This window comes from Streptomyces sp. NPDC001744, from assembly GCF_042892575.1.
In the GTDB taxonomy this organism is placed as follows: domain Bacteria; phylum Actinomycetota; class Actinomycetes; order Streptomycetales; family Streptomycetaceae; genus Streptomyces.
Genome location: NZ_JBIAUG010000018.1, coordinates 80,800 through 106,990, shown reverse-complemented (window position 1 = coordinate 106,990; position 26,191 = coordinate 80,800). Strand labels below are relative to the sequence as shown.

At 74.8% G+C, this 26,191-nt stretch carries 20 protein-coding genes and 1 pseudogene; 16 read left to right on the top strand and 5 right to left on the bottom strand.

What is annotated here, in order from left to right; translation table 11 throughout:
- Window positions 1-42 precede the first annotated feature (42 nt).
- From ACFYZY_RS21535 to ACFYZY_RS21520, 4 genes are all read left to right on the top strand, one after another.
- Window positions 43-1,245 (top strand): bifunctional adenosylcobinamide kinase/adenosylcobinamide-phosphate guanylyltransferase, encoded by a 1,203-nt coding sequence (locus ACFYZY_RS21535; RefSeq protein ID WP_388696481.1) that lies wholly within the window; start codon window positions 43-45, stop codon window positions 1,243-1,245.
- A 45-nt stretch (window positions 1,246-1,290) separates the two neighbouring features.
- Window positions 1,291-2,406, top strand: coding sequence for a nicotinate-nucleotide--dimethylbenzimidazole phosphoribosyltransferase (cobT, locus tag ACFYZY_RS21530; protein ID WP_388696478.1), 1,116 nt, complete (start codon window positions 1,291-1,293; stop codon window positions 2,404-2,406).
- A 107-nt stretch (window positions 2,407-2,513) separates the two neighbouring features.
- The gene (locus ACFYZY_RS21525) at window positions 2,514-4,277 is read left to right on the top strand and encodes a phosphatidylglycerol lysyltransferase domain-containing protein (RefSeq protein ID WP_388696476.1); all 1,764 of its coding nucleotides are present in this window, start codon (window positions 2,514-2,516) and stop codon (window positions 4,275-4,277) included.
- Window positions 4,274-4,999 (top strand): hypothetical protein, encoded by a 726-nt coding sequence (locus tag ACFYZY_RS21520; protein WP_388696474.1) that lies wholly within the window; start codon window positions 4,274-4,276, stop codon window positions 4,997-4,999. Before ACFYZY_RS21525 ends, ACFYZY_RS21520 begins: the two co-directional genes overlap by 4 nt.
- Here the strand turns inward: ACFYZY_RS21520 and ACFYZY_RS21515 are convergent.
- Window positions 4,939-5,706 carry a hypothetical protein gene (locus tag ACFYZY_RS21515; protein ID WP_388696471.1) on the bottom strand — a complete coding sequence of 256 codons (768 nt, stop codon included), beginning with the start codon at window positions 5,704-5,706 and terminating at the stop codon, window positions 4,939-4,941. The two genes, ACFYZY_RS21520 and ACFYZY_RS21515, sit on opposite strands and share 61 nt — an antisense overlap.
- Before the next feature lie 76 nt (window positions 5,707-5,782).
- On the opposite strand from ACFYZY_RS21515, the gene ACFYZY_RS21510 reads away from it, so the two are divergent.
- The 8 genes from ACFYZY_RS21510 (at window position 5,783) to ACFYZY_RS21475 (ending at window position 17,968) form a co-directional block, all read left to right on the top strand.
- On the top strand, window positions 5,783-6,547 hold the full coding sequence (locus ACFYZY_RS21510) for an adenosylcobinamide-GDP ribazoletransferase (RefSeq protein WP_388696468.1): 765 nt from the start codon (window positions 5,783-5,785) through the stop codon (window positions 6,545-6,547).
- A gap of 56 nt (window positions 6,548-6,603) precedes the next feature.
- Entirely contained in the window at window positions 6,604-7,818 is a 1,215-nt protein-coding gene (locus tag ACFYZY_RS21505) for a hypothetical protein (protein WP_388696466.1), read from the top strand.
- A gap of 227 nt (window positions 7,819-8,045) precedes the next feature.
- Window positions 8,046-9,554: a leucyl aminopeptidase gene (locus ACFYZY_RS21500; RefSeq protein ID WP_388696463.1), complete on the top strand. Its 1,509-nt coding sequence runs from the start codon at window positions 8,046-8,048 to the stop codon at window positions 9,552-9,554.
- 332 nt (window positions 9,555-9,886) lie between these two features.
- Window positions 9,887-11,275, top strand: coding sequence for a dihydrolipoyl dehydrogenase (gene lpdA, locus ACFYZY_RS21495; protein WP_388696461.1), 1,389 nt, complete (start codon window positions 9,887-9,889; stop codon window positions 11,273-11,275).
- Window positions 11,276-11,337: 62 nt separating this feature from the next.
- On the top strand, window positions 11,338-13,143 hold the full coding sequence (gene sucB, locus ACFYZY_RS21490) for a 2-oxoglutarate dehydrogenase, E2 component, dihydrolipoamide succinyltransferase (protein ID WP_388696459.1): 1,806 nt from the start codon (window positions 11,338-11,340) through the stop codon (window positions 13,141-13,143).
- A 132-nt stretch (window positions 13,144-13,275) separates the two neighbouring features.
- Window positions 13,276-13,899, top strand: coding sequence for a GntR family transcriptional regulator (locus ACFYZY_RS21485; protein WP_388696456.1), 624 nt, complete (start codon window positions 13,276-13,278; stop codon window positions 13,897-13,899).
- A gap of 346 nt (window positions 13,900-14,245) precedes the next feature.
- The gene (gene aceE, locus ACFYZY_RS21480) at window positions 14,246-16,960 is read left to right on the top strand and encodes a pyruvate dehydrogenase (acetyl-transferring), homodimeric type (RefSeq protein ID WP_388696453.1); all 2,715 of its coding nucleotides are present in this window, start codon (window positions 14,246-14,248) and stop codon (window positions 16,958-16,960) included.
- A 42-nt stretch (window positions 16,961-17,002) separates the two neighbouring features.
- Entirely contained in the window at window positions 17,003-17,968 is a 966-nt protein-coding gene (locus ACFYZY_RS21475; protein WP_388696452.1) for a helix-turn-helix transcriptional regulator, read from the top strand.
- A gap of 87 nt (window positions 17,969-18,055) precedes the next feature.
- Here the strand turns inward: ACFYZY_RS21475 and ACFYZY_RS21470 are convergent, their stop codons facing one another.
- A complete protein-coding gene (locus ACFYZY_RS21470; RefSeq protein ID WP_388696449.1) occupies window positions 18,056-18,994 on the bottom strand; it encodes an SDR family oxidoreductase in 939 nt (312 codons plus the stop codon).
- A 135-nt stretch (window positions 18,995-19,129) separates the two neighbouring features.
- On the opposite strand from ACFYZY_RS21470, the gene ACFYZY_RS21465 reads away from it, so the two are divergent.
- Window positions 19,130-19,651 carry a DUF4240 domain-containing protein gene (locus ACFYZY_RS21465; RefSeq protein WP_388696623.1) on the top strand — a complete coding sequence of 174 codons (522 nt, stop codon included), beginning with the start codon at window positions 19,130-19,132 and terminating at the stop codon, window positions 19,649-19,651.
- Between the two features lie 129 nt (window positions 19,652-19,780).
- Here the strand turns inward: ACFYZY_RS21465 and ACFYZY_RS21460 are convergent, their stop codons facing one another.
- Window positions 19,781-20,575 carry an SDR family NAD(P)-dependent oxidoreductase gene (locus ACFYZY_RS21460; RefSeq protein ID WP_388696446.1) on the bottom strand — a complete coding sequence of 265 codons (795 nt, stop codon included), beginning with the start codon at window positions 20,573-20,575 and terminating at the stop codon, window positions 19,781-19,783.
- Between ACFYZY_RS21460 and ACFYZY_RS21455 the strand changes: the two are divergent.
- Window positions 20,574-21,344: pseudogene (locus ACFYZY_RS21455) on the top strand (TetR/AcrR family transcriptional regulator); the annotation flags it as partial. The gene ACFYZY_RS21460 and the pseudogene ACFYZY_RS21455 overlap by 2 nt on opposite strands.
- Before the next feature lie 201 nt (window positions 21,345-21,545).
- Here the strand turns inward: ACFYZY_RS21455 and ACFYZY_RS21450 are convergent.
- Window positions 21,546-22,046 carry a GNAT family N-acetyltransferase gene (locus tag ACFYZY_RS21450; RefSeq protein WP_388696443.1) on the bottom strand — a complete coding sequence of 167 codons (501 nt, stop codon included), beginning with the start codon at window positions 22,044-22,046 and terminating at the stop codon, window positions 21,546-21,548.
- A 50-nt stretch (window positions 22,047-22,096) separates the two neighbouring features.
- On the opposite strand from ACFYZY_RS21450, the gene ACFYZY_RS21445 reads away from it, so the two are divergent.
- Together ACFYZY_RS21445 and ACFYZY_RS21440 are read left to right on the top strand one after the other, a co-directional pair.
- A complete protein-coding gene (locus ACFYZY_RS21445; protein WP_388696440.1) occupies window positions 22,097-23,017 on the top strand; it encodes a TIGR01777 family oxidoreductase in 921 nt (306 codons plus the stop codon).
- A 369-nt stretch (window positions 23,018-23,386) separates the two neighbouring features.
- Window positions 23,387-24,697, top strand: a complete 1,311-nt coding sequence (locus ACFYZY_RS21440; protein WP_388696620.1) for an NAD(P)/FAD-dependent oxidoreductase — start codon at window positions 23,387-23,389, stop codon at window positions 24,695-24,697.
- Window positions 24,698-24,712: 15 nt separating this feature from the next.
- Here the strand turns inward: ACFYZY_RS21440 and ACFYZY_RS21435 are convergent, their stop codons facing one another.
- Complete coding sequence (locus ACFYZY_RS21435; RefSeq protein WP_388696437.1) at window positions 24,713-26,179, bottom strand: regulator; 1,467 nt, start codon at window positions 26,177-26,179, stop codon at window positions 24,713-24,715.
- Window positions 26,180-26,191 lie beyond the last annotated feature (12 nt).

Genomic DNA, 26,191 nt, shown 5'->3' with positions numbered 1-26,191 from the left:
GCCGGGCGCGCACGCCTCGCGGTGGCGCGGGAGGATCTGAGGGTGGAACTGACTCTGCTCGGCACCGGCGCCCCGCGCGGGCTGCCCCGCCCCGACTGCCCCTGCGCCGTGTGCGCGCTCTCCCGGGGCCCGCGCGCGCGGGCCGCGACCGCGCTGCTCGTGGACGGGGCCCTGCTGCTCGATCTCACCCCGGGGGCCGCGCTCGCCGCCGCCCGGTCGGGCCGTTCGCTCGTGGGCGTCCGGCAGGTGCTGCTCACGCATCCGCACGACGGGCCGCCCGTGGAGCTGCCGCCGGGGCTTCCGACGGCCGGGCGGGTGCCGGACGGGCGGGAGCTGACGCTCATCAGTGGGCACCGGGTCCGGGCGGTGTCGATGGACTCGCCCGGGACCGGGTACGAGGTGACCTCGGCGGACGGCGAGCGGCTGCTCTACCTGCCGCCGGGCGGGGCTCCGGCGGGGCTCCCGGAGGACCACCGGACGCCGTACGACCTGGTGGTGGCCGACGTGACGGGCCGTCCGGACGCGCTGGCCCGGCTGCGGGCGACCGGGGCCGTGGGCCCGGCCACCGACGTGGTCGCGGCGCACCTGGACCACGACGCGCCGGCGGGCGCCGAGCTGGACCGGCGGCTCGCGGCGGCGGGCGCGCGGGCGGTGCCGGACGGGACGACGCTGTACGCGGGCGAGTACCACGAGGTGCCGGACGCGCCGCGGCGGACCCTGGTGACCGGCGGGGCCCGGTCGGGGAAGTCGGTGGAGGCCGAGCGGCGCCTGGAGACCTTCCCCGAGGTGGTGTACGTGGCGACCGGCGGCGGACGGGAGGGCGACCCGGAGTGGGCGGAGCGGGTGGGCCTGCACCGGGAGCGGCGGCCCGCCTCGTGGCGCACCGTCGAGACCTGCGACCTGGTGCCCCTGCTCGCGGAGGACGGTCCGGCGCTCCTGGTCGACTGTCTGTCGCTGTGGCTGACGGACGCCATGGACCGGGTGGGCGCCTGGGACGACGGGGAGTGGGAGGCCCGGGGGCGGAAGGCGCTGCGGGAGCGGACGGCGGAGCTGGTGGCGGCGGTGCGGGCGACGCGCCGCACGGTCGTGGCGGTGACGAACGAGACCGGGTCAGGCGTGGTGCCCGCGACGGCGGCGGGGCGGCGGTTCCGGGACGAGCTGGGCCGGCTGAACGCGGCCTTCGCGGACGAGTGCGAGCAGGTGCTGCTCGTGGTCGCGGGGCAGGCGCTCGTCCTGCGCGGGTAGGGTGCGAACACCTGTGGACCTCGCTGATTGTCACAAGGCGGAACCGTGAACCTGGACGACTTCTCCGATCTGATCGAGCGCCCCGACGGGGGGATACGGCGGGACGCCGAGGAGCGCCGGGAGCGGCTCGTCGTACCGCCGGGAGCACTCGGCCGGCTGGACGAGCTGGGCGAGTGGCTGTCCGCCGCGCAGGCGTCGGCCGTGGTGCGGACGATCCGGCAGCCGAAGGCGGTCCTGTTCGCGGGCGACCACGGGGTGGCCTCGCTCGGCGTGTCGGGCCGCGCGGCCGGTACCGCGCACGAGCTGGTGCGGGCGGTCCTGGACGGGGCGAGCCCGGTGGCCGTGCTCGCCCGTTCCCTGGACGTGCCGGTGCGGGTCGTGGACGCCGGCCTGGACTGCGACCCCGGGCTGCTGCCCGCCGAGGTGGTGCGGCACCGGATCAGGCGCGGCAGCGGCCGGATCGACGTGGAGGACGCGCTGACGGCGGAGGAGGCCGGGGCGGCGGTCCGGCTCGGTGTCGCGATCGCGGACGAGGAGGCGGACTCGGGCACCGACCTGGTGGTGCTCGGGGACCTGAGCGTCGGCGGGACGACCCCGGCGTGCACCCTGATCGCGGCGCTGTGCGGGACGGACGCCTCGGTGGTGACCGGCCGGGGCGGCGCCGGGATCGACGACCTGGCGTGGATGCGCAAGTGCGCGGCGATCCGGGACGCGCTGCGGCGGGCCCGGCCGGTCCTCGGCGACCAGTTGGAGCTGCTCGCGGCGGTGGGCGGCGCGGACCTGGCGGCGATGACGGGTTTCCTGCTCCAGGCGTCGGTGCGGCGGATGCCGGTGATCCTGGACGGGGTGGTGGGCGCGGCCTGCGCGCTCGTGGCGCAGCGGGCGGCCTTCCGGGCCCCGGACTGGTGGCTGGCGGGTCAGGTGAGCGGCGAGCCGGCGCAGGCGAAGGCGCTGGACCGGATGGCGCTCAACCCGCTGCTCGACCACGGCGTCCATGTGGGTGAGGGAACCGGGGCGCTGCTCGCGCTTCCCCTGGTCCGGGCCGCGGCGGCGTTCGCCGCGGAGCTGCCCGAGCGTCCGGACCCGTCCTCCCCGGACGGCGGGGACGGCGGGGACGGCGGGGACGGCGGGGACGGCGTACCGGAAACGCCCGGGGCCTGACGGGGACGCGACGGACCCACATCGGCTCCGGACGGCCGCACGCGACGCGTGTGCGGCCGTCTTCGGCGTCGCCGCGCGGCAAGCGGTGCCCCATATGATCACGTTTCATGGGAGAGGTCCGCTTGTCCACCGAAGGAGCGCCCCGGGGCACCACCGCCCGTTCCCGGCGCGGCGCCGCGTTCGCCGTCTGGTACCTGCGCGTCGTCACGTTCGTCAATTTCCTGGGTGCCGTCTGGGTCTCGTTCGGGCAGGACCTGCGCCGGCACAACGTGGACGACCACTTCACCCCGTACCTGCTCACGGCGGGCTTCGCGTCGGGACTGTTCACCTTCTTCCTGGCGGTCACCATGCGCCGCCGCAAGCGGGCCGCGTGGATCCTGAACCTGGTGCTCGGCGGGCTCTTCCTGCTGCTCTTCGCGCTGGCGATGCTCTTCCCCGAGGTCCGGGAGCACGCCCAGAACTGGGTCTCGCTGGGGCTGACCGCCGCCTTCGTCGCCGCGCTGCTCCTCGGCCGCCGGGAGTTCTACGCGAAGGGCGACCGCTCCAACCCGCTCCTCGCGGCGGCCGTGGCGGTGGGCGGGCTGCTCGTCACCTCGCTGCTCGCCGCCGTCCTGGTCACCGTCACCGACACCTCCCCGGCCCCCTCCACCTTCCCGGAGCGCTGGCGGTACGGCGTGACGCGGCTGATCACCCTCGCCTCGGACGACACGCGCTCCACCGGGATCTCCACCCCGGGCTGGGTGGACGTCACCATCAACGTCCTGTCCACGCTGCTGCTGGTCGCGGTGCTCTACGCCGCCTTCCGCTCCCGCCGGGCCGTCGATCCGCTGACCGAGGAGGACGAGGAGCGGCTGCGGGCCCTGCTGGACCGGTACGGGGACCGCGACTCGCTCGGCTACTTCGCCCTGCGCCGCGAGAAGAGCGTGGTGTGGTCCCCGAGCCGGAAGGCGGCCGTCGTCTACCGGGTGGTCGGCGGGGTGTCGCTGGCCTCCGGCGACCCGATCGGGGATCCCGAGGCGTGGCCCGGCGCCATCGGGCCGTGGCTCGCCGAGGCCCGTGAGCACGGCTGGGTCCCGGCGGTGATGGGCGCGGGCGAGGAGGCCGGGACGATCTACGCCCGGCACGGCCTGGACGCCCTGGAGCTGGGTGACGAGGCGATCGTGGAGACCGGCGAGTTCACCCTGGAGGGCCGGGCCATGCGGACGGTCCGGCAGGCGTACAACCGGGTGAAGCGGGCCGGGTACGAGGTCCGCGTCCGGCGCCACGAGGACATTCCCGCCGAGGAGATGGCCGCGCTGGTGCGCAGGGCGGACGACTGGCGGGACGGGGCGACGGAGCGGGGCTTCTCGATGGCGCTCGGCCGGCTCGGCGACCCCCGGGACGGGCGCTGCGTGATGCTGGAGTGCACCGACGGGCAGGGGGTGCCGCGGGCCCTGCTGTCGTTCGTGCCGTGGGGGCCGGAGGGGCTCTCGCTGGACCTGATGCGGCGTGACCGGGACTCCGAGAACGGTCTGGTGGAGTTCATGGTCATCGAACTCCTGCGGCGGTCCGGGGAGATCGGGATCACTCAGGTCTCGCTGAACTTCGCGATGTTCCGCTCCGTCTTCGAACGCGGCTCGAAGCTCGGGGCGGGGCCGGTGCTGCGGATGTGGCGTTCGCTGCTCGGTTTTTTCTCCCGGTGGTGGCAGATCGAGTCGCTGTACCGTGCCAACGCCAAGTACCGACCGATCTGGGAGCCCCGATTCATGCTCTTCGAGAAGAGCGCGGACCTGCTGCGCATCGGTCTCGCCGCCGGGCGGGCCGAAGGGTTCCTGGAGGCGCCCGGACTCCCGAAGTGGCTGCACCGCGGACATCTGGGGGGCGGGCGTTGAACGGCCCCTCCCGGGGAGGCGGTGTCCGGGAGTTCGCCCGCCGCGAGTGGGGGCCGCTGTTCACCACCGTGCGGACCGCGCTCGCCGCCAAGGGGTGGCGGGCGGTCCCGATGACGCTGGCGTCGGTCTGCCTGACGGCGCTGTTCCAGCTCGTGCAGAACCAGGACTGGGGGTACCGGCCGGTCCACGACATCGGTTTCGTACGGGCCGAGGACCCGCTCTGGCTCGCGCTGCTGCGGACCCCGCTCTCGCTCTTCGTGCCCGCGCTCGACCTGCCCGTCTGGGGCGCCCTCGCGCAGGTCCTGCTGGTGTTCGGGCTCGCCGAGATCTGCCTCGGCCGGTGGCGGACGCTCGCCGTCGCGTACCTCTCGACCCTCGCGGGCACGCTCTACGCGCGCGTGGGCGTCGCGCTCGGTCCGGACGGCCCGTTCGGCCTCCCGGCATCCGACGCGCGGGTGGTCGACACCGGGCCCTCGGCGGCCGTGGTGGGCCTCGCCGTGTACGTCTGCTGGCGGTACCGGGCCTACCTCACCGGGGGGCTGGTGATCCTCGCGATGGTGGTGGAGGTGGTGGTCAAGCCGAACCTGGCGGGCAAGGAGCACTTGGCGGCGATCGTCGCCGTCCTCGTCCCGATCGTCTTCCTGGCCCGGCGCGAGCGGCGTCAGGGCGGGGGGTCGCCGGGGCCCTGGACGCGCTCCTGGAAGCCGCCGATCAGGTCCTGAAAGCGCCGCCGCACCTTGGTCCAGCGCATGTCGTGGCGGTACGCGCGGACGCGGGCCCTGGCCCGGGCCCGGGGGCGGCGGCGGTAGAGGTGCCGGGACCACCAGGAGTCGGGGCGGGCGAGGCGGGCGGCGCCGACGATCGCCACGAACGGGACGAGGATCCCGATCACGGCCGTCCGGAACTTCCCCTTGACCAGGGTGATCAGGGCGAGGAGGAAGTTGAGCGCGGTGGTGAGGACGAAGGCGGTCCGGTCCTGGCGTTCGCCGGCGGACACGTCGTCCACGCCGAGCGGCGAGAAGCCGCTCAGGGCGAGCAGGACCAGGGCGGCGGTGAGGACGACCACCTCGACGCTCTTGCGGCCCTCCTCGCTCCAGTACACGTCGTCGAGGTGGAGGATCAGCGCGAACTCGTCCAGGACGAGTCCCGCGCCGATCCCGAAGACGACGGCGGAGACGGCGGCGCCGACGCCGTGCCGGCCGCTGCCCACCGCGCCGAAGCCGCCGACGACGGAGAGGACGACCCCCGGCACCACGTGGTGGATGTGGAGGCCGCCGGAGCCGGAGACGTTCCGGAAGGGGCCCTTCCCCGCCCGGATCAGGCGGGTGACGGTCCGGGTGGCCAGGAACGTCAGGACGAACGAGGCCAGGGCGAGGAGCATCGGGAGCTTGCCCGGTTCGAGGACGTTCCGCGAGAACCAGTGACCCATGCCACCCCCGTCCGTAATGTACGTGATGCGTCTGATGCGCAATCTACCGTCCGGAAGCGGCGACTACCCTGCCCGGATGGACGGCCTGCGTTTCGCCTTCGGCACCCTCACGGTGCTCCCCGCCCGCATCACCCGCTGGGACCGGGACGCGGCGCGGGCCGGCATGCTCTGCGCCCCGCTCGCCGGCCTGGTCGTCGGTCTGGCCTCCGCCGCACTTGGCGGAACGTTTCTGCTGCTCGGCTCGGGCCCGCTGCTCGCGGCCGTCGTCACCGCCGCCGTCCCCGCCGCGCTCACCCGGGGCCTCCACCTGGACGGCCTCGCGGACACCGCGGACGGCCTCGGCAGCGCCAAGCCCGCCGAGGACGCGCTGCGCGTCATGAAGCGGTCGGACATCGGCCCGTTCGGCGTGATCGCCGTGGTCCTCGTCCTGTTCGCCCAGGTCGCCGCCCTCGTCCGGCTGTACGAGGAGGGCTGGGCCCGCGGCGTCGCGGCCACCGTCCTCGCCGCCACCGTCGCCCGCCTCGCCCTCACCCACGCCTCCCGCCACGGCGTCCCGGCGGCCCGCCCCGAGGGCCTCGGGGCGATCGTCGCCGCGACGGTCCCGGTCCGCTCCGCGACCCTCGCCACGGCCGCCCTCCTGGTCCTGTGCGCGGCGACGGGCCTGCTCTTCTCCCCGTACGACGCGATCCGCCACGTCCTGGCGGCCGGCGCCGCCCTGGGCGCGGCGGCGCTGCTGCTGCGCCGGTGCGTACGGCGGTTCGGCGGGGTGACGGGAGACGTGTTCGGCGCGGTGGAGGAGACGGCGGCGACGGCGGCGCTGGTGGCGTTGACCCTGGGGTGACCGTTCCGTGACCGGCGGCGGGACAACCATCGGCGCCACCGTCCGGTCATGAGGACATGACCCGATCGCTCGCCCGTGCCGCCGGCGCGGTCGCCGGCGCCGTCCTGCTGCTCGGCGCCTGCCGCACGGACGCCGCCGACGCCCCCGCCGCCGCCCCCTCCCTCTTCTCCGAGCCGGTCACCCGGCAGGTCGGCCTCGCGCTGCGCCTCACCCGGGAGACCGGCGGCGCCGGCCTCCGGCAGACGGTCACCTTCTCCTCGGAGAAGGGCGACGCCGTCCAGTCCCTCACCGGACGGCTGGACTTCGCCGCCTCGCGCGGCGAGGCGGCGTACGCCTGGCGCATCGCCCCGGGCTTCCCCGAGGAGGCCCGGAGGAAGATCCTCGGCACCCTGCCGGGACGCGGGACCGGCGACGCCTCCGGCCGGTACGCGGTGGACACCCGGGCGGTCCACTACCGCGCCGCGTCGGCCGGGTACTGGCTGCGGTACGAGGGCGACGTCGAGCCGTTCCCGGGGGCCGACTCGATCAGCCACCTCCGGGGCGCCGAGAGCCCGGTGGGCGGCACCCTCCTGGATGTGCTCGGCGGCGTGCGGCCCTCCGGGGGACGGGACCTCGCGGACGGCGGGCGCTCGTACCGGGCGGACTTCCCGCTGGGCAGGGCCCTGGAGCTCTTCCCGTACGACCTGCGCAAGGAGTTCGTGCCCGCCCCCCTCCACGCCTCCTCGCCAGGCGCCCCCGTCCCCGTGACCGTCGAGGTGGACCGCGGGGGCAGGATCACCCGGGCCTCGGCCGCCCTGACGTCCCTGCTGGACAAGGGGGAGGACGGGGCGCTCGCCGGGGTGACCGGGCTCCGCGCGGAACTGGCCCTGAGCGGGTTCGGCGCGCCGGGGCCGGCCCTCGCCGCCGCCCCCGGCGGGCGGGTCCTGGACGGCGCCTCGGCGGTCGTCGCCCTCCCCGCGGCCCGGCCCGGGGAGTGCCTGGACTTCCATACGGGCATGCGGCACGGGAGGCTGGTGGTCCGGGTGCCCTGTGCCGGTCCCCACGACGGCCGGGTCGTCGAACAGCACACGCTGCCCGGTGCCTTCCCCGGAAGGGTGGAGGCCGCCGAACGGGCCGCGCGGGCCTGCGCGGAGGCCGGGGAGCGCCCGGGGCCCGGGACCCCCTGGCGCGCCTGGTCGACCGAGGACGAGTGGACGGAGGGGGGCGGGGGCACGGCCACCTGCTACACGGTCGGCGGGACCCCGGCCCGTACCGCTCACGCGCCAGGCTGAGACCCGGGGCGTCCTCGCGGGAACGAGGGCGCGTGCGGGGAGGGCCCCGGGCCGGTGGCCGGGAAGGAGACACCACCGACGGGTGAACCAGCGCCGCCGTGAGCGAACCGGACGAGCGAGCGTAGGCTCGTTCCCGGCGCTCTCCGGGCCGAAATACGATGCGGCGGGCACGGTCGGCCCACCCACCGACCGACACAGAACTCACATGGAAGCGAGATTTCACCACCGTGACTGCTCTCACTCTCAGCACTGCCGGCGCGGCGACGCTGCGCGCGGACGCCCTCGTCGTCGGCGTCGCGAAGTCCGGGAAGGAGCTGATCGTCGCCCCGGGCGCCGAGGCCGTCGAGAAGGCCTTCGAGGGACGGCTCGCCGCCGTCCTGGAGACCCTGGGCGCCTCGGGTGCCGAGGGTGAGGCGACGAAGCTCCCCGCCCCCGCCGGTCTCAAGGCCCCCGTCGTCCTGGCCGTCGGCCTGGGCACCGCGCCCGCGGACGGCGAGGCGTTCGGCACCGAGACCCTGCGCCGCGCCGCCGGCACCGCGGCCCGGACCCTGTTCGGCACGAAGAAGGCCGCGTTCGCGCTGCCCGTCGACGGCGCCGGTGCCGTCACCGCCGTCGTGGAGGGCGCCCTGCTCGGCGCGTACGCCTTCACCGCGTACCAGGAGAGCGGCAAGGACGCCAAGAAGCCGCTCGCCGAGGTGGTCCTGCTCGGCGCCAAGCCGCGCGACAAGGCCCACAAGGCCGCCGCCGACCGCGCCCAGGCCGTCGCGGAGGAGATCAACCGCGCCCGCGACCTGATCAACACCCCGCCGAACGACCTGACGCCGGCCGCCTTCGCCGCCGCCGCGCAGACCGCCGGCAAGGAGCACGGCCTCAAGGTCCAGGTCCTCGACGAGAAGGCCCTCGCCAAGGGCGGCTACGGCGGCATCCTCGGTGTCGGCGCCGGCTCCGCCAACCCGCCGCGCCTGGTCCGCGTCGCGTACACCCACCCGAAGGCGCAGCGCACCCTCGCCCTGGTCGGCAAGGGCATCACCTACGACTCGGGCGGCATCTCCCTGAAGCCGGCCGGCCACAACGAGACGATGAAGTGCGACATGAGCGGCGCCGCCGCCGTGTTCTCCGCCGTCGTCGCCGCGGCCCGCCTCGGCCTGGAGGTCAACGTCACCGGCTGGCTGGCGCTCGCGGAGAACATGCCGTCCGGCTCCGCCACCCGCCCCGGCGACGTGCTGCGCATGTACAGCGGCAAGACCGTCGAGGTCCTGAACACCGACGCCGAGGGCCGTCTGGTCCTCGGCGACGCGCTGACCAAGGCGTCCGAGGAGAACCCGGACGCGATGGTCGACGTGGCGACCCTGACCGGCGCCATGGTCCTGGCGCTCGGCAACCGCACCTTCGGCATCATGGCCAACGACGACGAGTTCCGCTCCACGATCCACGAGGTCGCGGAGGAGGTCGGCGAGGCGTCCTGGCCGATGCCGCTCCCGGCTGACCTGCGCAAGGGCATGGACTCCCCCACCGCCGACATCGCGAACATGGGCGAGCGGATGGGCGGCGGCCTGGTCGCCGGCCTCTTCCTCCAGGAGTTCGTGGGCGAGGGCATCACCTGGGCCCACCTGGACATCGCGGGCCCGGCCTTCCACGAGGGCGCCCCGTACGGCTACACCCCCAAGGGCGGCACCGGTTCCTCGGTCCGCACCCTGGTGCGCCTGGCCGAGCGTCTGGCCGAGGGCGAGCTCTGATCCTCGTCCGATCCGCTACGGCGGCGACGGCCCCGGGCTCCGCGCCCGGGGCCGTCGCCGTTCGCCCGTGACGGAATCCGGGCCGGGGCCGCGGGCGGACGGCGGCGGGAGGACGACGGAATCCGCGTGTCCGGGCGCCCTCCGGGCCCTCCGTACGGTCGATCGGCCGTCCCGGAGCACGGCCCCGCGTCCCGTCGCCCGCCAACAAGTGCGAAGATGGGTTCCCGGCAGGACAGGGCCCCTCTCACAGGGCCGAAAATAAGCGGCCGAACACCAGCCGCCGCCCGGTCATGGACGACCGGCGACGAGCGCACATGCATGGAGGACGTGACGTGGCGAACGACGCCAGCACCGTTTTCGACCTAGTGATCCTCGGCGGCGGCAGCGGCGGTTACGCCGCGGCGCTGCGCGGAGCGCAGCTGGGCCTGGACGTCGCACTGATCGAGAAGAACAAGCTCGGCGGCACCTGCCTGCACAACGGCTGCATCCCGACGAAGGCCCTGCTCCACGCCGGTGAGATCGCCGACCAGGCGCGCGAGGCGGAGCAGTTCGGTGTCAAGGCGTCCTTCGAGGGCATCGACATCAAGGGCGTGCACAAGTACAAGGACGACGTGATCTCCGGGCTCTACAAGGGTCTCCAGGGTCTCGTCGCCTCCCGCAAGGTGACCTACATCGAGGGCACCGGCCACCTCTCCTCCCCGACCTCCGTCGACGTGGACGGCCGCCGCGTCGAGGGGCGTCACGTCCTCCTCGCCACGGGTTCCGTGCCGAAGTCGCTGCCGGGCCTGGAGATCGACGGCAACCGGATCATCACCTCGGACCACGCGCTGACCCTGGACCGGGTCCCGGAGTCCGCGATCATCCTCGGCGGCGGCGTCATCGGCGTCGAGTTCGCCTCCGCGTGGAAGTCCTTCGGCACCGACGTCACCGTCATCGAGGGCATGAAGCACCTCGTGCCGGTCGAGGACGAGAACAGCTCGAAGCTCCTGGAGCGCGCGTTCCGCAAGCGCGGCATCAAGTTCAACCTCGGCACCTTCTTCCAGTCCGCCGAGTACACCGACAACGGCGTCAAGGTCACCCTGGCCGACGGCAAGACCTTCGAGGCCGAGGTCCTCCTGGTCGCCATCGGCCGCGGCCCGGTCTCCGCCGGTCTCGGCTACGAGGAGCAGGGCGTCGCGATGGACCGCGGCTACGTCCTGGTCGACGAGTACATGCGCACCAACGTGCCGACGATCTCGGCCGTGGGCGACCTCGTCCCGACCCTCCAGCTCGCGCACGTCGGCTTCGCCGAGGGCATCCTCGTCGCCGAGCGCCTGGCCGGCCTCAACCCGGTCCCGGTCGACTACGACGGCGTGCCGCGGGTGACGTACTGCCACCCCGAGGTCGCCTCCGTGGGCATCACCGAGGCCAAGGCCAAGGAGATCTACGGCGCGGACAAGGTCGTGGCCCTGAAGTACAACCTCGCGGGCAACGGCAAGAGCAAGATCCTGAAGACCGCGGGCGAGATCAAGCTCGTCCAGGTCAAGGACGGTGCCGTGGTCGGCGTCCACATGGTCGGCGACCGCATGGGCGAGCAGGTCGGCGAGGCGCAGCTGATCTACAACTGGGAGGCGCTGCCGGCCGAGGTCGCGCAGCTCATCCACGCCCACCCGACGCAGAACGAGGCGCTCGGCGAGGCCCACCTGGCCCTGGCCGGGAAGCCCCTGCACTCCCACGACTGACGCTGACGTCATCACAGGGCGCGACGACCACTTTCCGCAATTCGTTAGGAGCAACTGAAACCATGTCGGTTTCCGTAACCCTGCCGGCGCTCGGCGAGAGCGTCACCGAGGGCACCGTCACCCGCTGGCTCAAGGCCGAGGGCGAGCGCGTCGAGGCCGACGAGCCGCTGCTCGAGGTCTCGACCGACAAGGTCGACACCGAGATCCCCTCCCCCGCCTCGGGCATCCTGGCCTCCATCAAGGTCGCCGAGGACGAGACGGTCGAGGTCGGCACCGAGCTGGCCGTCATCGACGACGGTTCCGGTGCCTCCGCCGAGGCCCAGGCCCCGGCCGCCGAGGCCGCCCCGGCGCAGGAGGCCCCCGCGCAGGAGGCCCCCGCCCCGGAGGCCCAGCCGTCCACCGAGACCGAGCAGCCCGCCCCGGCCCCGACCGCCGAGGCCGCCTCCGGCGGCGGCTCCGCCGAGGGCACCGACGTCGTGCTGCCCGCGCTCGGCGAGTCCGTCACCGAGGGCACCGTCACCCGCTGGCTGAAGTCGGTCGGCGAGACCGTCGAGGCCGACGAGCCGCTGCTCGAGGTCTCCACGGACAAGGTCGACACCGAGATCCCGGCCCCGGCCTCCGGCGTCCTCCTGGAGATCGTCGTCAACGAGGACGAGACCGCCGAGGTCGGCGCCAAGCTGGCCGTCATCGGCGCCGCGGGCTCCGCCCCGGCCGCCCAGGCCCCCGCCGAGACCCCGGCCCCGGCCGCCGAGGCCGCTCCGGCCCCGCAGGCCCAGGCCGCCCCGGCCCCCGCCCCCGCCGCCCCGGCTCCGGCCCCCGCTCCGGCTCCGGCCGCTGCGGCTCCGGCCGCCCAGGCTCCGGCCCAGGCCGCGCCTTCCATCGCCCCGGCCGTGGTCACCCCGGTCCCGTCCACCCCGGCGCCGGCGGCCCCCGCCGCCCCGGCGGAGGACGGCGCCTACGTGACCCCGCTGGTCCGCAAGCTCGCCACCGAGAACGGTGTCGACCTGGGCTCCGTCAAGGGTTCCGGCGTCGGCGGCCGCATCCGCAAGCAGGACGTCCTCGCGGCCGCCGAGGCCAAGAAGGCCGCCCCGGCCCCCGCCGCCCCGGCCGCCGCCGCGAAGGCCCCCGCTCCGGAGGCGTCCCCGCTGCGCGGCCAGACCGTCAAGATGACCCGCATGCGCAAGGTCATCGGCGACAACATGATGAAGGCGCTGCACGGCCAGGCCCAGCTCACCTCGGTCGTCGAGGTGGACATCACGAAGCTGATGAAGCTGCGCGCCCGCGCCAAGGACGCCTTCGCCGCCCGTGAGGGCGTCAAGCTCTCCCCGATGCCGTTCTTCGTGAAGGCGGCGGCCCAGGCGCTGAAGGCCCACCCGGTCATCAACGCCCGGATCAACGAGGGCGAGGGCACGATCACCTACTTCGACACCGAGAACATCGGTATCGCGGTGGACTCCGAGAAGGGTCTGATGACCCCGGTCATCAAGGGAGCGGGCGACCTCAACATCGCCGGCATCTCCAAGAAGACCGCGGAGCTGGCCGGTGCCGTGCGCGCCGGCAGGATCACGCCGGACGACCTGGCGGGCGCGACCTTCACCATCTCCAACACCGGTTCGCGCGGCGCACTGTTCGACACGATCATCGTGCCCCCGAACCAGGTCGCCATCCTGGGCATCGGCGCCACCGTGCGCCGTCCGGTCGTCGTCGACCACCCGGACCTGGGCGAGACGATCGCGATCCGCGACATGACCTACGTCGCGCTCTCCTACGACCACCGTCTGGTGGACGGCGCCGACGCCGCCCGCTACCTGACGGCGGTCAAGGCGATCCTGGAGGCCGGCGAGTTCGAGGTCGACCTCGGGCTGTAGGCGCGGGTGCGGGAGGGCTCCGGCCGGACCGCAACGTAACGAGCCTCACCTGCGGCGCCCCCGCCCGGAAGTGTTTCCGGGCGGGGGCGCCGCCGTATTGTCTTAGGGTCGATACTCCCCGAGGAGCCCTTCATGACCGTCCCCGTCGTCCACTCGCTGCGCGAACAGATCCGCGAGCACATCGTGGAGGGGATCGTCAGCGGCCGCTGGAAGCCGGGCGAGCGGATCGTGGAGCGCCGGATCGCGACCGAGCTGGAGGTCAGCCAGACCCCGGTCCGCGAGGCGCTGCGGGAGCTGGAGTCGCTGCGGCTGATCGAGTCGGCGCCCAACAAGGGCGTCCGGGTCCGCAACCTCACCGCGGCCGACCTGGAGGAGAGCTACCCCGTACGGGCCGGTCTGGAGCAGATCGCGGCCGAGCTGGCGGCCGGCCGGCTCGCGGCCGACTGCTCGGCCCTGGAGCCGCACGTGGCGGCCCTCTACGAAGCGGACGCGGCCTCGGACGGGACCGCGCAGGTGCGGCACACGGTGGCCTTCCACCGGGAGCTGGTGAAGGCGGCCGGGAACGCCGTGCTGCTGCACACCTGGGAGACGCTGGGCATCGAGGTCTTCACGGCCCTGTCGATCCGCTGGCTGGGCACGGTCCAGAAGTCGTACGCGGAGGAGCACCAGGACCTCGTGGAGGCGTTCCGGCGGGGTGACCCGAACATCGGCGCCCTGGTGAAGGCGCACGTCCTGGGCTGCGCGCCGCGCGCCTGACCGTACGGGAACACGAGCGGGTCCGTCCTCCGGCGGGCCCGCTTCCTCGTGCCCGTACCCGCGTCCCCTCATGCCCGTACGCCCCTCCCCTCCCGTCCGCATGCCCGCTCATCCGTGCGCGCGTCCCCTCAGGGAAACGCCCTCACCTGCGAAAACAAGGCACCGGGTGCCCTTTTTCACGGCACCCTGTGCCTACTTTCTCGATCTGAAGAGGTTTTCTGCTTCAACCCTTTGATCGATCATCGATCGTCGGTTTACAGTCGTCGGCGGGCCGTACCCGGCCCTCCGCCCTGTCCTGCCAGACAAGGGCCCCATCTCCACCCCACCTGTCCGGAAGGCGGCGATCATGACCGATCCCGTAGGCAAGACTCCGAGCGAGCTCGACCAGCTCCCGGACCGTGACACCGAGGAGACCGCCGAGTGGGCGGCCTCCCTGGACGCCGTCACCAAGGCCGCCGGCCCCCACCGGGCCGCCTACCTGATGCGCCGCACCCTCCAGCACGCCGAGGGCGCGGGCCTGGCCCTCCCCAAGCTCCTGGAGACGGACTACGTCAACACCATCCCCACCTCCGCCGAGCCCTCGGTCACCGAGACCGGCGGCGACGAGGAGATGGAACGCAGGATCACCGCCTGGAACCGCTGGAACGCGGCCGCGATGGTCACCCGCGGCTCGAAGTACGGCGTCGGCGGCCACATCGCCACCTTCGCCTCCGCCGCCTGGCTGTACGAGACGGGCTTCAACCACTTCTTCAAGGGCAAGGAGTCCCCCGAGGCCCCCGGCTCGGGCGACCAGCTCTACATCCAGGGCCACGCCTCCCCCGGCATCTACGCCCGCGCCTTCCTCGACGGGCGCCTGAACGAGGCCCACCTCGACAACTTCCGGCAGGAGTCCGGCGGCAACGGCCTGCCCTCCTACCCGCACCCGCGCCGCCTCCCCTGGCTGTGGGAGTTCCCGACCGTCTCCATGGGCCTGGGCCCGCTCTCCGCGATCTACCAGGCGCGCTTCAACCGCTACCTGACCAACCGCGCCATCAAGGACGTCTCCGCCTCGCACGTGTGGGCGTTCCTCGGCGACGGCGAGATGGACGAGCCCGAGTCGACCGCCGCCCTCGCCCTCGCGGCCCGCGAGGGTCTGGACAACCTGACCTTCGTCATCAACTGCAACCTGCAGCGCCTCGACGGCCCGGTCCGCGCCAACTTCAAGATCGTGCAGGAGCTGGAGGCCCAGTTCCGCGGCGCCGGCTGGAACGTCGTGAAGTCGCTGTGGGGCAACGCCTGGGACGAGCTGTTCGCGCTCGACACCACCGGCGCCCTGGTCCGCCGCCTCCGCGAGGTGCCGGACGCGCAGGTCCAGACGTACCAGACCCGCGACGCCGCCTACATCCGCCAGGACTTCTTCGGCAAGGACCCGGCGCTCGTCGAGATGGCGAAGCTGCTGAGCGACGACAAGATCCTGGAGTGCTTCCACCTCTCGCGCGGCGGTCACGAGCCGCGCAAGGTGTACGCCGCGTACAAGGCCGCCCTGGAGTTCAAGGGCGCGCCGACGGTCATCCTCGCGCAGACCGTCAAGGGCTTCACCCTCGGTGAGGGCTTCGCGTCGAAGAACGCGAACCACCAGATGAAGAAGCTCTCCACCGACGAGTTCAAGAACATGCGCGACCTCCTCGAACTCCCCATCTCCGACGCGCAGTTCACCGACGGCCAGGTGCCCTACGGCCACCCCGGCGCCGACTCCCCCGAGGTCCGCTACCTCCAGGAGCGCCGCGCGGCGCTCGGCGGTCCGGCCCCGGCCCGCCGCGTCCACCCGCTGGCCCCGCTGCCGGCCCCGGCCGAGAAGGCGTTCACCGCCTTCGACAAGGGTTCCGGCACGCAGTCGATGGCCACGACCATGGCCTTCGTCCGTCTGGTGAAGGACCTGATCCGCGACAAGGAGACCGGGAAGCGCTGGGTCCCGATCGTCCCGGACGAGGCCCGCACCTTCGGCATGGAGAGCCTCTTCCCGTCCCTCGGCATCTACTCGCCGAAGGGCCAGACGTACGAGCCGGTCGACCGCGACCAGCTGATGTACTACAAGGAGGCCACGAACGGCCAGATCCTCAACGAGGGGATCACCGAGGCCGGTTCGATGGCCGACTTCATCGCCGCTTCCACCGCGTACTCCACGCACGGCGAGGCGATGATCCCGTTCTACATCTTCTACTCGATGTTCGGCTGGCAGCGGACCGCCGACCAGATGTGGCAGCTCGGCGACCAGCTCGGCCGGGGCTTCCTGGTCGGCGCGACCGCCGGCCGCACCACCCTGACCGGCGAGGGCCTCCAGCACGCCGACGGCCACTCGCCGGTGATCGCGGCCACCAACCCGGCGGCGCTCACGTACGACCCGGCGTTCGCCTACGAGGTCGCGGCCATCGTCAAGGAGGGTCTGCGCCGGATGTACGGCGAGGCCGCCGAGGGCGAGGACCGGGACGTCTTCTACTACCTCACGGTCTACAACGAGCCGATGCCGCAGCCCGCCAAGCCGGCCGGGATCGACGAGGGCATCGTCAAGGGCCTCTACCGCTTCAACACGGCCGAGTCCGCCGGGGTCGACCTGCCCGCGAACCCCGCGCGCATCCAGCTCCTCTCCTCCGGCACGGCCATCCACTGGGCCCTGGAGGCGCAGAAGCTGCTCGCCGCCGAGTGGGGCGTGGCCGCCGACGTGTGGTCCGCGACCTCCTGGACGGAGCTGCGGCGCGACGCCCTGGAGGCGGACGCGGCGCTGCTGCGCGGCGAGGAGCGGGTGCCGTACGTCCGCGAGGCCCTGGCGGGCGCCGAGGGCCCGGTGCTCGCGGTCTCCGACTACATGCGCCAGGTCCCGGACCAGATCGCGCAGTGGGTCGAGCAGGACTGGTCCTCGCTGGGCGCCGACGGCTTCGGCCTCTCGGACACCCGTGACGCGGCCCGCCGCCACTTCGGCGTCGACGCGCAGTCGATCGTCGTCGCGGCGCTCGCGCAGCTCGCGCGGCGCGGCGAGGTGCGGGCGACGGCCGTGAAGGAGGCGCGCGAGCGCTACGGCCTGTAGGGGCCCCGTTCCCGGGAGGCGGGCGGCACGCATGATGGAGTCATGCGTGCCGCCCGCCTCATCAAGTTGGTCCTGCTGCTCCAGTCCCGCCCGTCGATGACGGCGGCCGAACTCGCCGCCGAGCTGGAGGTGTCGGAGCGGACGGTCGCCCGGGACGCGCTGGCCCTCTCGGAGGCGGGGGTGCCGGTGTACGCGGACCGGGGCAGGTCCGGCGGGTACCGGCTGGTGGACGGCTACCGCACGCGGCTGACCGGGCTCGCCCGGGGCGAGGCGGAGGCGCTGTTCCTGTCCGGGCTGCCGGGCGCGCTGCGGGACATGGGCCTGGAGGACGCGGCCTCGGCGGCCCGCCTGAAGGTGTCGGCGGCGCTGCTCCCGTCGCTGCGGGACGCTCCCCGTACGGCGGCGCAGCGCTTCCACCTCGACGCGCCCGGCTGGTACCAGGAGCCGGTGACGCCGGAGCTGCTGCCCGCGCTCGCGGAGGCCGTCTGGGACGACCGGTGCGCCCGGGTCGGCTACCGGCGCGGGGACGGCACGGAGGTGGAGCGGGAGCTGCGGCCGTACGGGCTCGTCCTGAAGGCGGGCGTCTGGTACGCGTGCGCGTGGACGGACGGCTCGTTCCGCACGTACCGGGTGGACCGCTTCACGGCGGTGGCGGTGGGCGGGGAGCGCTTCGAACGGGACCCGGAGTTCGACCTGCCCGCGTTCTGGTCCGGGCGGGCCCGGGAGTTCGCGCGCTCCCTGCTGCGGGCCGAGGCCGTCCTGCTCCTCACGGAGGCGGGGGCGCGGCGGCTGCCGTACGTGACGGACCGGGCGGCGGCCGGGGAGGCGCTCGCGGCGGGCACGGCGGAGGCCGACGGCCGGCTCCGGGTGACCCTCCGCGTCGAGAGCGAGGACGTCGCCCTCGGGCAGCTCCTCGGCCTGGGCCCGGAGGCGGAGGTGGTGGCCCCGGCCGCGCTCCGGGAGAGGTTCGCGGAGGCGGCGCGGGGTCTGGGGCGGCTGTACGGATGAGGCGCGGAGCCCCGGACGGCCGTGCGGACAGGGCCACCGGCAAGCCGTCCGCGGACGGGACTGCCGGTGGTCGTCCGGGGAGGGGTGCTACCGGTAGTCGTCCGCGGACGCGTTCCCGTCCGTCTCCTTGGCGACGACGAACCCCCACGCGTCCGGCCGGGAGCCGTCCGCGTCGGTGAAGCCGTACTCCTTCGCGAGCTGGCCGCTGGAGAGCGAGCGGCCGTTCCAGCGGGCCCGGTCGGGGTCGGCGGCGAGGGCGGCGACCGCGCGGCCGACGTAGACCGGGGACTCGGCGACCGCGAAGTCGGGCAGCTTCTCGGCGGCGTCGCGCCAGTTGTCCTCGGTCACGCCGAAGTGGTCCAGCATCTGTTCCGAGCGGAGCCAGCCGGGGGTGAGCGCGACCGCCGCGCAGCCGGACGGCTCCAGCTCGCGCGCGAGGCCGAACGCCATCCGGATCGGGGCGTTCTTGGCGAGGTCGTAGTAGATGTTCTCGCGGTAACGGGTGCGGTTGTACTCCTGCGTGCCGTCGGTGACCTCCACGAGGAGGCCGCCGGGATGCCGGGTGAGCAGCGGGGTGGCCGCCGCGCTGGTGATCAGGTGGCTCTTCACGCCCAGTTCCAGCATGCGCAGGCCGTCGGCGAGGTCCATCTCCCAGATCTTCTTGCCGAAGCCGGCGACGACCAGGTGTTCGCCGCCCCAGATGTCGTTGACGAGGACGTCGAGGCGGCCCCGTTCGCGGTCGATCCGGTCGATCAGGGCGCGGACCTGATCCGGTTCCAGGTGGTCGGTGGGGACGGCGACGCCCTCGCCGCCGGCGGCCGTCACCAGTTCGGCGGTCTCCTCGATGGTCTCGGTGGCCCGGCCGACCTCGCTGAGCTTCTCGCGGGTGGTCCGCCCGGTGACGTAGACGGTGGCGCCGGCGGTGCCGAGCTGGACCGCGATGGCCCGGCCGGCGCCCCGGGTGGCCCCGGCGACCAGGCAGATCCGTCCGCGCAGGGATGTGTTCTCGGTTGTCTCGGTCGTCATGGAACCCAGGCTGGCAGGAAAACAGGACATCCTCCGTCCGGTTTCGTTCCGGTCTTTCCGAGCTTTCCGATCTTTCCGGGCTTTCCGGCCTTTCCGGGTGCGGCGCGTCCGCCGGGGCAGGATGCTGGTCCCGTGATGGACGAGACCGAGTTCTGGAAGATCGTCGACGCCGCCCGGGAGGACGCCGAGGGCGACGCGGAGGAGCAGGCGGACCTGCTGGTGGAACGGCTGACCCGGCTGGACCCCGACTCGGTGCTCGACTACGCGCGCCATTTCGAGGCCCGTTACCACCGCGCGTACCTCTGGGACCTGTGGGGCGCGGCGGCCGTGCTGTTCGACGGGGCGAGCGAGGAGACCTTCGACTCCTTCCGGTGCTGGCTGATCGGCCGGGGCCGGGAGGTGTACGAGGGGGCCGTGCACGATCCGGACGCGCTCGCGGAGCTGCTCGGCGACTTCGACGTGGAGATCGACGGGGACGGCGAGGAGATCGGTTTCGCGGCGGACGAGGCGTACGAGCGGCTGACCGGCGCGGAGACCCCGGACCTGGGCATTCCGATGCCGGACGGGGAACCGCTCGGAGCCCCCCTGGACCTGGAGGACGACGAGGCCCTGGCGGCCCGCCTCCCCCGGCTGTGGGAGCGCTTCGGGGCGGGGTGACGCACCGGGCGCTCCGGGGCCGGGCGGGGCCTTCCCGCCGTGGCTGCCGGGGGTTCCGCCCCCTCCCCGGAGCCCGGCGGCGGCCCTCGCGGGGCCGGGCTGCGGGTTTCCGGGGGCCGGGCGGCGGGCTCAGAAGTGGGTGCCGCCGTCGACGCGGACCTCGGTGCCGGTGATGAACTTCCCGTCCTCGCTCGCCAGCATCGCGACGACGCCGGCGACGGTCTCGGGGCCCGCGAAGCCCTGGCCGAGGGCGGGGGCGAGCTTCGCGAAGAGCGCCATGTCGGCGTCGGCGGGGAGGCCGGGGCCCGCGCTGCGGCGGCTGGCGCCGGAGCCGTCGGTCATGCCGGAGGAGATGGAGCCGGGCTGGACGGCGGTGAAGCGGACGCCCCGCCCGGCGTACTCGGCGGCGAGCGCGTGCGTCATGGACTGGATGCCGCCCTTGCTGGCCGCGTAGGCCGCCATGTACGGGTGGGCGAACACGGCGGAGGTGGAGGAGAAGTTCACCACGGCCGGCCCGTCGCCCTCCAGGAGGGCCGGGATCGCCTCGCGTATCACCAGGAAGGTGCCGGTCAGGTTGGTCCGGATCACCTGCTCGAAGGCGTCGAGGGTGGTCTCCGAGGTGTGCGAGGAGCGCAGGACGCCGGCGGCGTTGACCAGGACGTCCAGGCCGCCGAGCGCCGTGACGGCGGCGGCGACGCCGGCCCGTACGGAGTCCTCGTCGGCGACGTCCAGGAGGACGGTGGTGAGGCGGACGGCGGCGTCGCCCGCCTTGTCGGCGGTGTCCTTCAGCCCTTCCTCGCTGATGTCGGCGGCGACGACCCGGCCGCCCTCGGCGAGCAGGCGCAGGACGGTGGCCTGGCCGATGCCGGAGCCGCCGCCGGTGATGAGGGCGCGGCGCCCCTCGTAACGGGTGAGCTGGTTCATGGGAACGCCTCTCGGTGTCGGTTGTTCCGGACGCACTGCCACCGTACGCCCAAGTGGCACGTTTTGCCACGTCTGCACGTTGCGCACTCCTGGCAGCCGGAGGCGTACGCTGAGTGGCGTGAGCGACAAGACATCCCCGCGGAAGCCCTCCCCGGCCCCGTCCCGGGCCCCTTCCCTGACGGAGCGCCGCAAGGCCGCCACGCAGCTGGACATCGCCCGCGCGGCGGCCGAGCTGTTCACCGAGCGCGGCCCGGACGACACCACGGCCGAGGACATCGCCCTGCGGGCCGGGGTCGCGCTGCGCACCTTCTACCGCTACTTCCGCTCCAAGCAGGAGGCCGTCGCCCCGCTCCTCGCGGGCGGCGCCGACCGCTGGCGGGCCGAGCTGGCCGCGACCGCGCCGGGCACGCCGCCGGCGGCCGCCCTGGAGCGTTCCGTCACCGCCGCGCTCACCCCGGAGGACGCGGAGGCGGAGGAGGGCCTGCGGCGGACCCGGGGGCTGCTCCGCGCGGCGGCCGGGGACCCCGCCCTGCGAGCCGTCTGGTACCGGGTCAACCAGGAGTCCGAGGAGCGGCTGCGCGAGGTCCTCGCCGGGCTCGCCGGGCCGGACGCCGACCGGCTGGAGGTGCGGCTCGCGGCGGCGGCGGCCACGGGCGCGATCCGGATCGCCCTGGAGAGCTGGGCGGAGGCGCGCCCGGACGCGCCGCTGCGCGGCGAGGGCGCCCCGGCGGCACTCGCGGTGCGCTGCCTGCGCGGACTGACGGGCGGGGGGCCGCAGGCGCCGGGGAGCGGAAGGGGCGGGTCCGGCGCGGACCGACGGGCCGGGGCCGGAGAGGGCGGAGGGGGCGGGTCCGGCGCGGACCGACGGCCGGGGCCCCGGGCGCCGGGGCCCGGAAGGGGCGGGCCCCGCACGTGACGCCTCAGACCGTCAGCGACCACCCCGCGCACACGCCGTCAGGCCGTCAGGCCGTCAGGCCGTCAGCGACCGCCCCATGCACACGTCGTCCACGTACTCCCCGTCGAGCAGGAACTCCCCCGGCAGGACGCCCTCCACCGCGAAGCCCTCGGAGGCGTAGAGCGCGCGGGCCGGCGCGTTGTGGCCGAGGACCCGCAGGGTGAGCCGGGTGGCGCCCTCCTCCCGCGCCCGGTCCACGGCCGCCCGCAGCAGGGCCCGCGCGACGCCCTTCCCCCGGGCGGACTCGGCGACCACGAGTCCCTGGATCTGGCGCACGTGCGCGTGGGAGGGCAGCGGGATCGGCTGGACGACCCGGACGTAGCCCACGAGCACGTCCGCGCGGAGCGCCACGAGGTAGTCCCCGGGCAGGTGACGCGCGTCGAAGAAGGGCTCGTACGGCGGGACGGGCGCGGGCACCACCGCGTGCAGGGTGGACCAGGTGTCCCGGTCCAGCGCTCCGAGCGCGGCGTCGTCGTCGTGTTCGGCGGTGCGTATCCGAGTCTCCGGGACGGTCATGGCCGACACTGTGCCACGTCCGGCGCGGCGTCCCGCGCGGCGGGGGCAGGATGGGTCCCATGCAGCCTTCAGCCCCCCGCAAGCGCGTCGCCGTCACCGGCGCCTCCGGTCTCATCGGCTCGGCCCTGGTCCGCTCCCTGCGCGCCGACGGCCACGACGTCCTCCGCCTCGTCCGCCGGCCGGCCCGCACCGCCGACGAGGTCGCGTGGGACCCCCGGCGGCTGTACGTGGACGCCGCCGGACTCGTCGGCGTGGACGCGGTCGTGCACCTGGCGGGCGCCGGGGTCGGCGAGCGCCGCTGGAACGAGGCGTACAAGAAGGAGATCCGGGACAGCCGGGTGCTCGGCACGACGGCGGTCGCGCGGGCGCTCGCCTCGCTCGCGGAGCCGCCGGAGGTCCTGGTGTGCGGCACGGCGCTCGGCTGGTACGGGGACACCGGTTCCCGGGCGGTGGACGAGAGCGCGCCCGCCGGGACGGGTTTCCTGCCGTCGGTGTGCGTGGAGTGGGAGGCCGCGGCGGCCCCGGCGGAGGAGGCCGGCATCCGGGTCGCGTACGCCCGCACCGGTCTGGTGGTGGCGCGCGAGGGCGGGGCGTGGGGGCGGCTCTTCCCGCTCTTCCGCGCCGGGCTCGGCGGCCGGATGGGCGACGGGAACCAGTACTGGTCGTTCATCTCCCTCCACGACGAGGTGGCCGCCCTGCGCCACGTCGTGGACACCCCGTCCCTGTCGGGTCCGGTGAACCTGACGGCCCCCGAGCCGGTCACCAACCGCGAGGTGACGGCGGCGATGGGCCGGGTCCTGCGCCGGCCGACGCTCCTGACCGTCCCGGCGCCGGCCCTGCGGATCGCCCTCGGGGACTTCGCGCAGGACGTGCTGGGGAGCCAGCGGGTCCTGCCGGGGCGCCTGCTGGAGTCCGGCTTCGCCTTCGCGTTCCCGACGGTCGACGACGCGATCCGGGCGGCGGCCCGCTGACCCCCACCCCTCCCGCCCCCTCCGCGCCCCTCCGCACCCCCTCTCGCCCTTTCCCCTCGCCCCACGGCCCGGCGCGGCCGGCCGGCACGCGCGGAAGCACCGTCCGGGCTCGATGCGACCCGTGAACTCCGGTATCCCGGAGGGTCGTTGGGGGAATAGGCCCCCCACCGGCCGCGCCGACCCGGGGAGGGGCACGTGCTCAGCAGCGCAGACCACACGGACGAGACCGCCAGCACGGACAGCACGGACAGCACGGACAGCACACACCGCGCACACCGCACAGCCAGTCCAGCCCGTACGGCCGGTGCGACCGGCGCGACCGGCGCGGGGCACAGCCGCCGCACGGACGCCGCGGAGGCGGTCGACGTCGTGATCGTGGGGGCCGGGACCGGGGGGCTCGCCGCCGCCCACCTGCTGACCGGCGCCGGGCTCTCCGTCGCCGTCCTGGAGGCGGAGCCCCGGATCGGGGGCCGGATGGCGACCGAGTCCGCCGACGGCTTCCGGCTCGACCGGGTGGGGCCGCTGCTCACCCTCTCGCACGAGGAGCTGCGGGCCCTGCCGGGGCTCGCGGGTCTCCCGCTGCGTCCCTTCGCTCCGGGGGTCCTCGTGCACAGCGACGGCCGGTACGCGCGATGGGGCGCCCCGCACCCGCGCCGGGCGCCCGGGGCGTCCCGGACGGCGGGCGGACGGAGCGCGGGGGGAGCGTTCGGCACGACGCGCGCCCTCGCGAGCGCCCCCCGGCATCCGGCGACCCCGCTCGACCAGGCGCGCCTCGGCGCGTCCCTCGTCCGGCTCGCCGCGACCCCGGCGCAGCGGCTGCTCGCCCGCCCGGAGCGGACCGCGCTCGACGCCCTGAACGCGCGGCTGCCCTCCCGGACGGTCCAGGGGGTGCTGCGGCCGCTGCTCGCGGCGCTCCTGGCCGACCCGGACCTCGCCACGTCCAGCAGGCGGGCGGACCTCGCGCTGCGCGCCTTCGCGCGGGGCCGGCTCGCCGTCCCGGAGGGCGGTTCGGCCGCACTCCCCGAGCGGCTCGCCGCCGCCCTGCCGCCGGGCACGGTCCGCACCGGCGTCCGGGTCACGGGGGTGTCCGTCTCCCGGGTCACGACGGCGGAGCACGGGGTGTTCCGCTGCCGGTCGGTGGTCGTCGCCACCGGGGCGCGCACGGCGGCGGCACTGCTGCCCGGCCTGCGGACGCCCGCGTTCCACACCGTGACGGTCCTCCACCACACGGCACCGGTCGCGCCCACCGGGGACCCGGTGCTGCTCCTGGAGTCGGACCCGGACGGGCCGGTGGCCCACACGGCCGTGATGAGCGCGGTGGACCCGCGCCGTGCCCCGGCGGGCCGGACGCTGATCACCTCGACGGTGCTCGGGACGCCGCCGGACGACACGGAGCGCCGGGTGCGCAAGCACCTCGCCACGCTGTACGGCACGTCGACCGACGAGTGGGAGCTGCTGGCCCTCCACCACACCCGGGACGCCGTCCCGGCGATGCGGCCCCCGCACGACGGCCACCGCCCGGTCCGGCTGCTCGCGGGCCTCTACGTCTGCGGCGACCACCGGGCCACGAGCACCCCCCGGGGCGCCCTCCTCTCGGGCCGGCGCGCCGCCCGCGCGCTCCTGGGGGACCTGGGGGTGCGGCCCCCCGCGCGGGACGCGGGGTCCAGGGAGACGGCCTGACCGCGCGCGGCCGGGTCAGCCGAGGGCGGCGACCCGGTCGCGGTAGGCGCGGACCGCGGCGGCGTCGCGGTGGGGTTCGAGGCGGCGCTCGAAGTCCCGTACGTACTCCGCGGCGCGGGCCGAGCGCATCTCGGCGGCCTCCCGGGCGGCCTCGGCACCGAGCACGCACGCCTGTTCGAGGTCGCCCAGGGCGAGGCGGGAGGTGGCGAGGACGACCCGGCAGAAGAGCCGGCTGCGGGCGAAGCCGGGGGCGCGGAGCTGGAGGGCGCGTTCGGCGTGCTGGGCGGCGAGGCGGTACTGCTGGAGGTCGCGGTGGCAGTGCCCGGTCTCACCGGCGAGCTGCGCCTCGTCGAACGGCCTGGCCCAGTGGGGCACCTCGTCGCCGGGACGGGCCGCCTCCAGGGCCCGGTCGGCCCGCGCCAGCGAGGCGCCGCACGCGCGCGCCTCCCCGAGCACGGCGTGTCCGCGCGCCTCGACCGCGTGCAGCATCGCTTGGACGACGGGCGGCGCGGCGGGCCCGACGCCCTGCTGGGCGACCCGGGCGAGCTGCACGGCCTCCCGCCCGTGGCCGAGGTAGACGGCCTGGCAGCTCATGGTGAGGAGCACGTACGAGCCGTACGCCCGGTCTCCGGCCGCCTGCGCGAGACGCAGCGCCTGGACGAAGTAGCGCTGGGCGAGGCCGTGGGCGGCGATGTCGTACGAGGTCCAGCCCGCGAGCCGGGTGAGGTCGGCGACGGCGGCGAAGAGGCGGCGGCCGGTGGCCTCCCCGTACGTGCCGCGCAGCATCGGCTCGGCCTCGTGCTCCAGGTAGCGGACGAGGGCCTGGCGGGCGTGGCCGCCGCCGTAGGCGTGGTCGAGGGTCCGGAAGAGCTCGCCGACCGAGTGGAGGGCGGCGATGTCGCCGCCGGAGACCCGCTGCCCGGGGCCCCGGTCCGTGCCGCGCTGGCGGGGCACCGAGCCGCGGCCCTGGGGCGGCACCCGGGGATCGCGCGGGGACGTCCCGGCGGCGGAACGGGGGACGGGCTCCCCGCGCGCGACCCGTTCGTCGGCGCGCCCGATCAGCCAGTCCCGGCTGGGGACGACCAGGCCCGCCGGAGTGAAGGCGATCTTGCGGAGTTCGGCGTGGCTGCCGGAGTCCTTGCGCCACAGGCCGCTGACGATGTCGACGGCCTCCTCGGGGGTGGCCGCGAACTCCAGGCCGGCGTAGACGGGGGCGCAGGCGTCGAGGCCGAGGTCCTGGGCGGACAGCCGGCGACCGAGACGGCGGGTGAAGACCTCCGCGATGAGGGCGGGGGTGGTGCCGCGCGGCTGCTGGCCGCGGAGCCAGCGGGTCACGGAGGTCTTGTCGTACCGCAGGTCGAGCCCGTGCTCCAGGCCGAGCTGGTCCACCCGTCTGGCGAGGCCCGCGTGGGAGAACCCCGCTTCGGCGATGAGCGCGGCGAGCTGGCGGTTCGGGATGCGCTGCGGGGGTCGTTCCGTCATCAGCTGTGCGGT